Source organism: Gallaecimonas pentaromativorans (assembly GCF_003751625.1).
Classification (GTDB): Bacteria; Pseudomonadota; Gammaproteobacteria; order Enterobacterales; family Gallaecimonadaceae; genus Gallaecimonas; species Gallaecimonas pentaromativorans.
Genome location: NZ_RJUL01000010.1, coordinates 151,090 through 164,213 on the forward strand (window position 1 = coordinate 151,090; position 13,124 = coordinate 164,213).

9 protein-coding genes are annotated in these 13,124 nt (G+C 56.6%); 1 reads left to right on the plus strand and 8 read right to left on the minus strand.

The features are described from left to right. The first annotated feature begins 75 nt into the window (after positions 1-75). A complete protein-coding gene (gene serA, locus EDC28_RS17160) occupies positions 76-1,302 on the plus strand; it encodes a phosphoglycerate dehydrogenase (RefSeq protein WP_050660778.1) in 1,227 nt (408 codons plus the stop codon). A gap of 98 nt (positions 1,303-1,400) precedes the next feature. Here the strand turns inward: serA and EDC28_RS17165 are convergent, their stop codons facing one another. From EDC28_RS17165 to EDC28_RS17200, 8 genes are all read right to left on the minus strand, one after another. Next, entirely contained in the window at positions 1,401-2,369 is a 969-nt protein-coding gene (locus EDC28_RS17165; protein ID WP_123422408.1) for an LpxL/LpxP family acyltransferase, read from the minus strand. A gap of 97 nt (positions 2,370-2,466) precedes the next feature. Continuing rightward, positions 2,467-4,374: a bifunctional diguanylate cyclase/phosphodiesterase gene (locus tag EDC28_RS17170; protein WP_123422409.1), complete on the minus strand. Its 1,908-nt coding sequence runs from the start codon at positions 4,372-4,374 to the stop codon at positions 2,467-2,469. 9 nt (positions 4,375-4,383) lie between these two features. Continuing rightward, positions 4,384-5,046 carry a transglutaminase-like cysteine peptidase gene (locus EDC28_RS17175; RefSeq protein ID WP_050660775.1) on the minus strand — a complete coding sequence of 221 codons (663 nt, stop codon included), beginning with the start codon at positions 5,044-5,046 and terminating at the stop codon, positions 4,384-4,386. Positions 5,047-5,062: 16 nt separating this feature from the next. Further along, complete coding sequence (locus EDC28_RS17180; RefSeq protein WP_123422410.1) at positions 5,063-5,662, minus strand: OmpA family protein; 600 nt, start codon at positions 5,660-5,662, stop codon at positions 5,063-5,065. Positions 5,663-5,671: 9 nt separating this feature from the next. Continuing rightward, on the minus strand, positions 5,672-6,931 hold the full coding sequence (locus EDC28_RS17185; RefSeq protein ID WP_280530863.1) for a TolC family outer membrane protein: 1,260 nt from the start codon (positions 6,929-6,931) through the stop codon (positions 5,672-5,674). A gap of 85 nt (positions 6,932-7,016) precedes the next feature. Then, positions 7,017-8,369 (minus strand): HlyD family type I secretion periplasmic adaptor subunit, encoded by a 1,353-nt coding sequence (locus tag EDC28_RS17190; protein ID WP_123422412.1) that lies wholly within the window; start codon positions 8,367-8,369, stop codon positions 7,017-7,019. After that, entirely contained in the window at positions 8,362-10,500 is a 2,139-nt protein-coding gene (locus EDC28_RS17195; protein ID WP_123422413.1) for a type I secretion system permease/ATPase, read from the minus strand. The genes EDC28_RS17190 and EDC28_RS17195 overlap by 8 nt, the downstream gene beginning before the upstream one ends. A gap of 11 nt (positions 10,501-10,511) precedes the next feature. After that, positions 10,512-13,124: type I secretion C-terminal target domain-containing protein (locus EDC28_RS17200; RefSeq protein ID WP_148049876.1), on the minus strand; the 2,613-nt coding region annotated here is incomplete at its 5' end.

Below are 13,124 nucleotides of genomic sequence, written 5' to 3' on the forward strand. Positions count from 1 at the left end.
ACCCCTGGCGAAAAATGCGCCTGCCGCGCCCCACCAGGTACACCAATTCTCCAAGCTAGCAACACCAGGTGAAACATGGCCCAGTACTCCCTCGACAAAGACAAGATCCGCTTCCTGCTCCTTGAAGGTGTTCACCAGAGCGCCCTGGACACCCTCAAGGCCCAGGGGTACACCAATATCGAGTACCTCAAGACCTCCCTCTCCGGCGCCGAGCTGGCCGAGAAGGTCAAGGACGCCCACTTTATTGGCCTGCGCTCCCGTACCCAGATCACCAAGGATGTGCTGGCCCACGCCGAGAAACTCTGCGCCATCGGCTGTTTTTGCATCGGCACCAACCAGGTGGATCTTGGCGAAGCGGAATCGCTGGGAGTACCGGTCTTCAACGCCCCGTTCTCCAATACCCGTTCCGTTGCCGAACTGGTGATTGGCGAAACCATCATGCTGCTTCGCAACATTCCGGCCAAAGCAGCCGCCGCCAAAGTGGGCGGCTGGGACAAGAGCGCCAACGGCAGCTTTGAAGCCCGGGGCAAGACCCTTGGCATTATCGGTTACGGCCATATCGGTACCCAGCTTGGGGTACTGGCCGAGACCCTGGGCATGAACGTGATTTTCTACGATATCGAGAGCAAGCTACCCTTGGGTAACGCTCGCCAGGTCAGCCAGGCAGAATTGCTGGCTCAGGCCGATGTGGTCAGCCTGCACGTGCCGGAAACACCCTCCACCAAAAACATGTTCGCGGCCGAGCAAATCAACCAGATGAAGGCCGGCGCCATCCTCATCAATGCCTCGCGCGGTACCGTAGTGGATATCGACGCCCTGGCTGGCGCCCTGGAAAGCAAACACCTGGCCGGCGCCGCCATCGATGTATTCCCGGTAGAGCCCAAAGGCAACGACGAAGCGTTCGTCAGCCCGCTGCAGGCTTTTGACAACGTCATCCTCACTCCCCATATCGGCGGCTCCACCGTGGAAGCCCAGGCCAATATCGGTGTGGAAGTGGCCAATAAGCTGGCCAAGTACTCCGACAACGGCTCCACCTTGTCGGCGGTCAACTTCCCCGAGGTGTCCTTGCCCCAGCATGACGGCCGTTCCCGCCTGCTGCACATTCACCGCAACCAGCCCGGTGTTATCAACAGCATCAACCAAATCTTTGCAGAGACCGGCGTGAACATCGCCGCCCAGTACCTGCAAACCACCCAGCAAATCGGTTATGTGGTGATGGATGTGGATGCCGCCTACGCCGACGACGTGCTCGAAAAACTCAAGGCAGTGAAAGGCACCGTCAAAGCACGGGTACTGCACTGAGCCCTTTTGCATGCAAAAAGGCCTCCCTCGGGAGGCCTTTTTTGTGGGCGAAGACAGTACGATTTGCCAACAACACCGTCTCCAGCAGGAGGCCGTCCTCAACCGGTGTTGATCCGCCACTCGCTATTGGGACTGGGGTAAGGGCGAGTGCCATCGAGATTGCGGAAGATCTTCAAAGACCACATGAAGTCGGCCGGGAAACGGCTGATGAGCTTCTCGTAGGCTCGGTTCATCTGGGTGGCAGAGGCTAGGTCGTCAGTTTCAAGGGTCTCCAGGGGCTCGTCTACATGCAGTACGAACTGGTGGGTGTGGGGGTCATAACCCACTATCACCGGCACCACCTGGGCTCGGGCTGCCTGGGCCAGCCGCCCCATGATTGGCAAGGTGCATTTGGGGGTGCCAAAAAAGGGCGCAAACACCGACGACGCCATGCCGTGGTCCTGGTCAGCCACGTAAAGGCAGCAATAGCCGCTACGGATACTTTGGACCAGGGTACGCATCCCTTCGCCCCGGCTAAATTGCACACCTCCTTGGGAGGTACGGTACTTGAACATCAGGTAGTCAAAGACCGGTTTGCCAGTAGGCTTGAAGATATTGGACATGGGGAAACCGGCCAGGATCAGGGCTCGGGCAGCCCAATCCAGGCCAAAGGTATGGGGAGTCAGAAAAAGTAGCGGCTTGCCATTGGCTTTAAGCTTGGCCAAGCGACCGTCATCCTCGATGCGGATACGCCGTTGCTGAGCTTTCTTGGAGCGCCACATCAGTTCGCCAAGGCTCAACACCGTTTGGCAAAAGGCCCTGACGTTTTCCCGTGCCATTTGCTCGTAAAGGCTATCGGATAGATCAGGGAAACAGCGCTCAAGATTACAGCGGATCACCAGCCGACGCTTTTTCAGAAAGTCACGGTTAACCATCCAACTGGCAATGACATCAGCCAGACGGTCTCTCACTAAAAGGGGAATAAACGCCATAAACAGCATGGCCAGCACAATCAACCAGTGCCCCCAATATCGGGGGCGCAGCAGGCGCAGATGAAAAGAAGAATGGTAAGGGCCTTGGTCAAACATCAGAGTTAGCTAATCAGAAACATCCAACCGAATATTACACCTCAGCCTTCAGCAAAAGGCCATAACTTTCAACTTTCACCGTAATAATAACTCCGAATTAGTTGACTACCTTAGGCGGCATGATGTAGCCCTGGTAGCCCGTCAACCCCAACTCTTTGAGCAACTCCAGTTGCTCACCCCTTTCCACCCGGGTGGCGATAACTTGGATCTTCATGCTTTTTCCCACTCGGGCAAGGGCCCTGACCACTTCCTGGCCCACCTCTTCGCTCTGCTCATAGCAAGCGAGGCTTTGATCCAGCTTGATGTGATCCGGTGCCAAGTCATGAAGATAGCGAAGGGAATTAATATGCCGCCCCACATGGTCAAAACCCAGCCCCAATCCGCGCAGCCGAAGCTGCTCGGCAAAAGCACGGGCGGCCGGTAAATCCGCTAATACCGCATCTTCACTGACCTCAAACGCCAGCGGGTAGGTATGGGGGTGGCGGTCTAGCAGTAGCAGCAGCGGGTCGGGGTCACGCATGGTAGCCAAGGTGAGGTTAACGACATTGAGTACCGGTTTATCCAGCACTTCGCTACCAAGCAGTTTGCTGAGCACCGCCATATCCATAGACTGGCCCTGGTTGAACTGTTCCACAAAAGCCAGGAAGGCGCTGGCCGGATACCGCTGAGCGCCAATCGCCAAGGATGCAAACCACTCCAGATGCAAAGGTTCGTTACCTTCCAAGTTCATCGCCGATTGTTGCAACAAGCCGAAATCCTGGCGGTCGATGGCATCGGCCACCGCCAAGCGCCATTTTTCCTGGCTTGGCGCACTATCTTCTGCCAGATGGGCAAAATAAAGCTGTGGATGGGTCTGCCAAGCCTGGTGCAAGGCGCTGTCGGCACTGCTCATCAGGCTGGAGGGGCTGGAATGGTTGCCTCTTGGCACTAAGGCCATGGCAAAGTCGCCTCCGCTTTGGCCCTGCTGCATGGAAAAGGCCAGCAGCTCTTGGTGTACCTGTTCAAGCCAGGCCCTTAGCTGCTGCTCATCTCCGCTGGCGCAAAGCGCAGCAAACTCAGTGTGGCTGATACGGGCAAAAATACAGCGGCTGCCTTTAACGCAGAGCCCCTTGAACCGCTCGGCCAGGGCTTTTATCAGGTCATCTCGCGCCTTGTAGCCCTGCTGCAGGCGCAGGCCGTCAAGCCACTTGATGTCCATCAGCATCAGGCCACCGGTACCGGGCTCCGACAGCCAGGCATTGAGATGGGCCATCAGGTGGGTACGGTTAGAGAGCCCAGACACCGGATCGGTTTGGGTAGCCAGGCGCAACCGCCCTATTTGCTCATCCTGCCCCTCGAACATCAATTTGACCCGTTCTGCCATTTCGTTAATGGCCATGACCAGGGTTCTGAGCTCACGGGTTTTTGGCTCGGCAATGGGCTCGCCAAACTGGCGCTTGGTGATACGCCTTGCTTGGCGGGCAACGGCATGCAAGGGCCGCATCAGCACGCGTAGGCCGCGCCAAATTACTAACAGTAGGATGAGGTAAATCACGAACAAGGTTGCCAACAGCTGCACGCCGGTGCGCCAAAGGGCCTGGTAGGCCACTGCTGGGTTCCCCACCACTTTTAAGTTAGCGACCTGCAGCCAGCCGGAGGTGATCACCTGTTCCTGGGCCACGGCGGCAAAAAGCGGCAACCCCATAAACCATTGCGGCACATCCATAGCACGAGGCTGCTGCTGCTTCTCTATTACTTCGCCCTTGGCGTACCAATCGAGCCGGATCTCGCTGTAAAAGCCGGCGTCGAACACCGCCTGCATAACGGTATCCACACCGCCCCTGTCTTCACTGTCCAAAAAGGCGGTCAAGGTCAGCCCCAAGGCGGTAGAAGCGTTCTGAACATCGGTCTCCATCTGCTTGTTGATGGCATCCCTTGAGGTATTGAATTCCACCGCATACACCACCAGTACCACCACCAGAAAACTGATGTTGAGCAACCACAGGATTTGTTTTTGTAGGGTCATAGGCGTCCTCTATTCCAGGGTAAGCTGCGGTTTATTGAGGTGATTGATGCCGAAACGGCTTTGCAGGTCCTGCCAGCGTTTCAGGCGAGAGCTTCCTCCCACCAGTTGGCCGCGACCTTTTTCTTTACTGAGCCACAACTGCTGACCATTGAACGAATAAATGGGGAGCAGATCCGGGCGTTGGTCGGCACGGCGGATATCTGGCACCAGATTGTCGAGGATGAAGGGCACGGCATTGGCACTGGGATAAAAGGCCAGCACCATGTGGTATTGGTTAACGGACAACGCCTTGACGTAGGTAATGCGCATCTTCTGCTCTGGCACTCCCATGGACAGCAAGGTAAAAAACTTGGCGATAGCAAAGTCTTCACAGTCGCCGCCGTTAGCGCCGATAAACTCCAGCGGTGTTGCCCAGTAGTCGTTCTGGTGCCAGAGCTTGTCGTCATCAATGAAGTGAAACTGGTTGAAAAAGTTGTTCACCAGCTCCATCTGCATGGCCTCGGGGCGGCCTTGATTTTCGGCCATCAGCGCCTGCCAGCTATCCAACCTTTTCCCGGCCCGTTCACCATAGACCTGCACCACTTTGAGCCTGGCCTGGCTCAAATCCAATTGGGAAAGCCCGGCCCATAACAGGCCGGGCAACAATGGCAGCAACCATAGCCACTTTTTCATTCACGCCAGCGCCGGATCATTGGTCCACTGTGTAGATGGTCCACTGCATGACAGGCAGATTCTTGGCACCGGACAGTTCGGCAACCACCCGGCGGTTCTTGCGGTGGGCTTCTTCGGTCATGGACGTATCCAATGGCCGGTTAAAGCCATAGCCCACCGTTTTGACCCTGTCCTTGGCGATGGAAAATTGCTGTTCCAGCACCTTGGCCACGGCGTCGACCCGCCGCTGCGACAAGGCAACGTTGTAGTCGGCCGAGCCCACTTTCGAGCAATGGCCTTCGAGGGTCAGTTTGGCCTCTGGGTATTGCTTCATGAAGTCGGCCACTTTGCCAATTTCGCTGTAATAGCGCGGGTCGATGTAGTCGGAGTCGTTGGCGAACAACACTTTGAGATCGAAGCGCTGAATGTTGTCGGCACGGTCGCCGCAGCCGTAGTTGTCTATTTCGGCGCCCATCAAGGTTTCGGCGCATTTGTCACGGGCATTGATGACACCGTCACTGTCAGGATCGGTGAGATCGTTGACCTGTGCGGTGTGTTGGTCGTAAGCCACCGTGTCGTGCACGGCGCAGCCAGCCAGGCCAATGGCAGAGGCCAGCATCAGGATCAGGGTCTTCATAACGCCTCCTTATTCTTCACCTTGCCAGATGGCCGGGCGGGTCACCCGCAACGAATCGAGCAATTTGCCTTCGGCATTAAGCACCCGGTAACGGGCATAAATCTCATCGTATTGGGCGTTGAGATAATCCCGACGGGCCTCGAACAACTCGTTCTCGGTATCCAGAAGGTCAAGCAGGGTGCGTTTGCCCAAGTTGAATTGCTTGCCGTAAGCCACCTGGGTTTCCTTACTGGCCTCAACATGGCGGCGAATATAAGTTTTTTGTAATCCCAGGCTTTGCAGCGCATTCCAGGAAAGGCGCATCCCTTCGGACACTTCTCGCCAGGCGCGTTGCTGAATTTCTTTAGCTTCGCCAATCTTGTAGATGGTTTCACGAACCCGCGCCGAGTCACTGCCACCGGCAAAGAGGTTGTAGCGCATCCGCACCATGGCAGTCAGGTCGTTATAGTGGCCCTCGAAACCATCCAGATCGTTGTTGGCGGTCTGCTCAACCTCAATGTAGAAGTTCGGATAGTAGGCTGACTTGGCACCGCGTTTTTCGGCTTCGGCCGCCGCCACATCAAAGCTGCTGGATTTCAAAATCGGATGGTTTTCCTTGGCCAGTTCCAAGCCTTTAGCCAAAGTGCCAGGCAGCATGTCGGCGTCAGGCACCGGCACCACCAGGTTTTGTGGTTCAGCGTTAACTTCACGGATATAGCTGGCCACCGCATCTTCGTAGTTATTCTCGGCAGCCATCACATTGGCTTGGGCCCGGGCCAAACGGCCGGTAATTTGGGACAGGTCGGAGCTAGACCCCACCCCGGATTCGGTGCGCTGGCGAATGCTTTCAAAGATCTTCTGGTGGGCATCAAGGTTACGTTTGGCAAGTTCCAGAACGGATTTTTGCCGGATCACATCGAGGTACACCTTGGAGACTTTCAGCGCTGTGTTCTCGGCACTGGAAAAAAGGGAATACTGCTCTGCCCTCGCCTCGTTAGTCAGTCGATCCACTTCCGAAGATACCCGAAAGCCGTCGAACAATAATTGGCGCAGGGAAATAGACGCCTCCCCTCGGTCAAGCTCCTGGTGATGCCGCCCGGTTACCGCGCGGCTGGAGGGGCTGTCGGTGTCTTCGTAGCCATATCCAAGACCAATATCGACCTGCGGGTAGTAGCCGCCCCTGGCTTGATTAACCTGTTCTTCGTAGGCCTTGAAGCGAGAGAACACCACCCGCAGATCTGGGTGTGATTCCAGTGTATCGGCCACTGTCTGTTCCAGTGACGCTGCCATTCCCTGTGCCGATAAACTGCTGACAAGGATGGCAAGCGAAAACAACCTTAGCTTGTCTTTCATACAAACCCCCTCTTCCTTTTAATTATCTTTCACGTAGCGCAGTGCTCTGCGCCCTTTTGATTGGCTTAAGCAAGTAATCGAGTATGGTGTGTTCTCCGGTGATGACGTCTACCTCAGTCAGCATTCCCGGAATGATGGGTAACTCCTTGTTGTTTCTGACCAGATAAGGTTTGTCGGTGCGAACCCTGATCAAGTAATAGGCGTTGCCGTCATCATCTACCAGTGAATCGGCACTGATGTGGTCAAGGATGCCTTTAAGGCCGCCGTAAATAGTGAAGTCGTAAGCACTGAGCCGCACCACCGCATCCTGGCCCGGCCTTAAAAAGGCGATATCGCGCGGGCTGACTTTGGCCTCGACCAGCAGTTGCCCTTCCATCGGCACGATCTCCACTATCGGTGTGGCCGCTTGCACCACGGCGCCGACGGTATTGACGTGCAGGGTCTTGATAGTGCCTTTAACCGGCGACACCAGTTGGGTACGGGCTACGCGGTCTTCAAGGCCGGCTGTGGTTTCTTGTTGGGAATTGAGCTGCAATTCGGTACGGCGTAGCTCTTCTTGCACCTGGGTGCGATAGGCCAGCACCGCGTCGCGGCGTTTGAGAATGGCTTCGTCCCTGGCAGCGGTTATCTTAGGCTTGTTGGCTTTGGCCATGGCCACATCACCACGCATGTCGTTCACCTGGCGGCGCAGTTTGAGGATCTCAACTTCGGACACCACTCCCTGAGAGGCCAGGGGCTCGGTCAGTTGCAGCTCTTTGAGCGCCAGCTCCAGGCTCTGCTGCTGGTGCGTGACCTTAGCATCCAGTTCCGAGAGTTCTTGCTGGCGCTGGGTGATCTGCTCGGCGAGCATGGCCACCTGGTTGGTAAGGTTGTTAAGCCGGTCTTTGTATTCGGACGTTTGCCTGGCCACCAGAACGCCATAATTGCGGGTGAGGTCGTCAGGGAAGGTCAAGGGTTGGGCGGCAATGGTGATCTGGCGTTGCCAGTCGGCGTCTTGGTGAATTTGCACGCTGGCCAGTTCGGCATCTAACCTCACCGCCGCGCTCTTAAGCCCCACCAGTTCGCGGGCATTTTGTCGGTAATCGGACTGGAAGCGGACGTCGTTGATGCGCAGCAGCGGCTGGCCAGCGTTCACCACCTGCCCCTCTTGCACGTAAATGGCTTCCACCACACCGCCATCAACACTCTGCACCACTTGCAGCTGCTGAGATGGGATGATCTTGCCTTGTCCTCTGGTCACTTCATCGAGCTTGGAAAAGGTAGCCCAGAGCAAAAAGCACAGCATCAGCAGCGCCAGTATCCACAGCAGTACCCGGTGATAGCGCAGCTGGGTTTTCATCAATTGGCTGTGATAGTCCAGTGACCAGCTATTCATGGCGGCCCCCTTGTTCCTTAAGCCAGGCAAGGACCTTTTCTTTGGGGCCGTCCACCACCAGATGGCCGTGGTCCAGTACCACCAGACGGTCTACCAGTTGCAGCATGCTTTGCTTGTGGGTGACCAGCAGCAAGGTGCAGTCTCTGCCGATGGCGGCCAGCTTTTCCATCACCTGATGTTCGGTGGCGGGGTCAAGACTGGCGGTAGGCTCATCAAGAATAAGCACCTTGGGTTTGAGCACCAGCGCCCGAGCCAGCGCCACCAGATGGCGCTGGCCAAGGGAGAGCTGGGCACCACCTTCCCCCACCTTGCGGGAAAGGCCGCTTTCGTCAATATCGGTAAAAGCGTTGAGCCCGGCCTGCTCTGCCGCATCCAGAATTTGCCCTTCAGGCACGGGGCCTAACCCAAAAATGATGTTGTCGCGAATGGTGCCAGCTACCAGCCGGGCATCTTGGGCGAGATAACCGATACCGCGGCGCAGATCCATGGGGTGGCGTTGGCGGATATCCACTCCGTCGACCAGCAGGTGCCCTTTATCGGGTTTATAAAGCCCCAGAAGCAACCTAGCCAGGGTGGTTTTGCCACAACCGGTACGGCCGATGATGCCGATACGTTCGCCGGGGCGAACCGTAAGGCTGAGGTTATCGATAGCTGGCAGATTGCTTTGCGGATAGCAAAAGGACACCGAATCAAAATGAAAGGCGCCGCGCCCCACCGGCCTTCTTAAGGTCTCGGATGCCTCAGCAAACTCGTCTGGCTCTTCCAAGGAATCGGACAACGCTTTCATGCCCACTTTCGCCTGTTGATAACGGCCAATCAGGTTGGCTATCTGGGCGAAGGGGCCGATGGTACGGCTCGACAGCATGACCACCGCGACGATAGCCCCCAAGCTACTGTTACCGCCTGACAGGTTCCAAACCCCCAGTACTACCACACCGACCATGGTCAGCTGCACCATCAGGTTGGAGATGGTGGCGAGCCTTTGTTGTAGGTCGCGCATCCGGTTTTGCACCTGGGACTGGGCGGCCACCAACTGCTCCCAGCCGTGCTGGCAACGGTGCTCTGCCCCGCAGGCCTTGATGTATTCCGGCATGGCCAACATCTCAGCCAGCTGTGTCTGGCGAAGGCCAGCGATCTGGGCATTGAGCGCCACCGTTTTATGCAGGCTCCTGGCCAGCACCAAAGCCCCCAGAATGAGGGACAGTGCCGCCACCAAAGGCACAACCACCAGTTCGCCGCCGATAAAACCGATCACCAAGAGAAACAGCAGGGCAAAAGGCAGGTCGGCAACCAGGGCGATGGTCGACGAGGAAATAAACTCCCTCAGATAATCAAAGTCTTGAAAGCGCCGCATGGCCTGGCCAAGACTGCTGGCCTTGTTGGCAAGGGGCATGCCGAGGCTGCGCTCCATCAACACTTGCGACAGTTGCTGCTCTGCCTGACGGCCAGCTAAATCGAGCAGTTTGGAACGAATGAGGCGAAGCGAACAGTCAAAAGTGAATGCCAGCAAGGCTCCGGCCGCCAACACCCACAGCGAATCAAAGGCGAGGTTGGGCACCACTTTGTCGTAGACGTTCATGATGAACAGCGGCACCACGAGGGCAAAGAAGTTAATCAGGCATGAGGCCAGCAACGCATCACGATACAAGCCACGGCGCTGCCAGAGGGTCCGCCAGAACAGCTTTTTATCGGCGTGAGGTTTGTGCTGGTCCTGCTGCGGCTCATCAAGGGCATGCAAGGTAAAGCAGTAGCCCATGTAGTTTGCTTTGAGCTCTTGTAGCGGGGCGGTGGTGGCCTGGCGCTGGGGGAAACGCATCCAAGTGGCGGTGTCCCCCTTGAGTTCATTGATAACAACGCACTCTTTGTCGTTTAGCAGCAGCAATACCGGTGTTGATACCTGAGCCAAATCGTCAATGCCCAGGCTCAGCAACTGGCTATCAAAACCGCCCCGGGCAGCGGCCCGAGGAAAGCTGTCGGTGGTCAGGCAACCTTGCTCTAGCGGTAGCCCGGCCAACAAGGCCTGGCCCGATAAGGCCCGGCCTTCTTTAGCCAACAACCATTGCAACGCATCCAACAAAGCATCGACGTGCTGCGCTTGCGAGACTTTCCACTGTGGAGCATGAACACCCATACCCAGCTCCGTTACATGTAAACGTGCAATTGATCGTCGGTATCACCGGGAGTTGCCTCGGGTACCAATACGGCCGAACTGGAAGAAGATGTGGTATCGACAATCAGTGAGCCACTGCCCAGCAGGGCCTGAATTATCTCGCTGTTGTTACTGCCCAGCGCAGTCAGGTCCACTCCGTCGAGCACGATGGTTTGGTCTACATCAGCACCGACGCCGTCGGCATTGATGCTGATATGGGTACTGCCATCAACCAGTGTGAAACTCAGGTAATTGTCGAGCTGACCGCTCTCTTCACCCAGCAGTAGCTGTGACAGATCAAGAGCGTCTTCGCCGACACCGAAGTCCCCGATATGGTCAATGCCCTGCTCACCGGCGTGCCAGCTGAAACGGTCAGCACCGGTGCCGCCGAACATCAGGTCATTACCCTGGCCACCGGAGATTTGGTCATCCCCACCTTGGCCGAAGATAAGATCGTTACCGGCGCCGCCTTGGATAACGTCATCCCCTCCCCGCTCGTCACCGGCAGCGTTCAGAGCTGAGGCGTTGTAGCGGATAAAGTCACGCAGCTGCTCGTCAGTTGGTGCGCTGCCGTTAACGCTTTGCAGGTAGTCCACCAAGGCTTGCAGGCCCTGCCCGTCATGGCTACCGGCATCGTGGCCGTTCCAGGACAGAAAATCGGTATTGAGTACGTCACCGAAAATGATGTCGTTCCCCTCACCGCCAATCAGAGTGTCGCTGCCCACGGCATTGGGGTTGGCTTGGTCAAAGCCGTCTTGCAAGGCGGCATCGAGATCTTCGGCGGTGTTGATGATGGTAGGCTCCCCAACGGTTCCGGTTACCTCCCTGGCATTGTTGCCCCAGCCGAAGTGGATAGTGTCCTGGCCGGTGGTGTCGGTATTGTCGAAGAACCGCAGATAGTCGCTGTTGACACCGTCACCGATACCAATGGCGTTGAAGATAATAGGGTTTGCACCATTGCCATTGAGCATGGAAGAGACGGCATTGACGGAGTGATCCATCACTTCATAGTCGGTCCTGTCGCCGGGCCCCTGGTTATTACCATAGGCGGTGGGGTTGCCGTCAGTCAGGAAGAACGACAGGTTGATGAAGTCCTCTCCGCTGCTTTGTCCGCCGGTGACGCTGTTGAACCAGGAGACGGCGTCGTTGAACGCCGCCTCATAGTTGGTAGAGCCATTGGCGTGAAGGTTGTCGATGGCATTGAGCAACAACTGCACATTGCTGCTGTTAAGACCCATGACGGTAGTGGCGGTGCCCAAAGTCGAAGAGAAGGGGATGAGGCGCACATTCACGGTGCCGGAATGGCCTTCCAACTCATGGGCCAGGTTGGCCAGGGCGTTTTTCGCCAAAGCCATCCGGCTCATGTTACTGCCGGACTGGTCATTCATGCTGCCAGAGGTATCCACCAGCAGGGTGATGTTGTAGTTGGCCCCCGGCACGGTAATGATGGAAGTGCCGCCGACATCGCCAACCAGAATGTCATTACCGTCGCCACCAGTTACCTGCCCAGAGCCCGAGCCGATGACAAAGGGGGTGGAGCTGCCGTTATTATCGGAGCTGTTGTCGCCAACAATAATGATGCTGTCTGGCGTAGCCCCAGCGTCGATGGTCACGTTGAACGGGCTGTGGGTGCTGTCGCCATCACCATCAACCACTTCAACGTCAAAGTTCAAGGTCTGGCTATCTGGCAATATTTCGACCGATGTACTCATGCCCAGCAGCCGAACATCGCTGCCACTTTCGTGGATGACATTCACACCGTAGAAGTCGCTGATCCCCACATCAGCGGCATTGATGGTCACAATACCGCTGTCCGATACGCTGACATGGCTGACTGTCGCCAGCACGTTGCCATTGGCATCCAGCAGTTCAAAGCTCAAGGTGGCGGAGCTACCGTTGACCTTAAAGGTCAGGCTCACCTCATCCACCGCTTTTTGCACTGTCGAATGGCTGGTAGCGTCGGAATCGCCGTCCCCGTTAAAGAAGCTCGCTGTCAAGCTCTCCCCTGGGTCAAGCCAGTTGCTTCCCACCCCCAAGCCAACGGTACTGGTGTTGATAAACCCGGATTCCGAAGTAAAGCGGATGTCGGTATCCAAGGTTGCGGTCGGAGAGCTTTTAAGCAGAATTTCTTCGGCCCACAACACGGCGCGGTGAGCACCGATGTTTTGGTTGAAGGTGACCTGCTCGGTACTGCTGGGATTGGGTGTAACCAGATTGAATTCGTAAGTGCCATCAGCCTTCATCAGCAAGGTGAAGAAGGTTTGGCCGTCGTATTGAACGGTCAGCTGCTCGCCGACATAGTCGCTGCCATTGTAGATATCCACCCGGCTGACATCGGCATTATCCCCCAGGTCGCTCAGCAGGTTGACGTTGATCCCCTGAGCGGAATTGAGCAGGTGGAGCGGGTCACTGCTGAAGCCATCTATGCCGCTGTCCACTGTCCAGGTACCTGTATAAAGGCCGGCCTGGTTATCCACGGAGAAGCTGTCCATGTCCACGGCGGGGCCATCATCCAAGAAGGTGACACTGAAGGTATCTTGGGCCGGATCGCCTTCGTTGTCGGTCACCACCATGGTCACGTTGACCACGATTGGGTCGTTCGGATC

Excerpts from the sequence above, each read along its gene's own strand:
- serA (WP_050660778.1), top strand. The coding sequence starts at position 76 with ATGGCCCAGTACTCCCTCGACAAAGACAAGATCCGCTTCCTGCTCCTT.
- EDC28_RS17165 (WP_123422408.1), bottom strand. The coding sequence starts at position 2,369 with ATGTTTGACCAAGGCCCTTACCATTCTTCTTTTCATCTGCGCCTGCTG.
- EDC28_RS17170 (WP_123422409.1), bottom strand. The coding sequence starts at position 4,374 with ATGACCCTACAAAAACAAATCCTGTGGTTGCTCAACATCAGTTTTCTG.
- EDC28_RS17175 (WP_050660775.1), bottom strand. The coding sequence starts at position 5,046 with ATGAAAAAGTGGCTATGGTTGCTGCCATTGTTGCCCGGCCTGTTATGG.
- EDC28_RS17180 (WP_123422410.1), bottom strand. The coding sequence starts at position 5,662 with ATGAAGACCCTGATCCTGATGCTGGCCTCTGCCATTGGCCTGGCTGGC.
- EDC28_RS17185 (WP_280530863.1), bottom strand. The coding sequence starts at position 6,931 with ATGGCAGCGTCACTGGAACAGACAGTGGCCGATACACTGGAATCACAC.
- EDC28_RS17190 (WP_123422412.1), bottom strand. The coding sequence starts at position 8,369 with ATGAATAGCTGGTCACTGGACTATCACAGCCAATTGATGAAAACCCAG.
- EDC28_RS17195 (WP_123422413.1), bottom strand. The coding sequence starts at position 10,500 with ATGGGTGTTCATGCTCCACAGTGGAAAGTCTCGCAAGCGCAGCACGTC.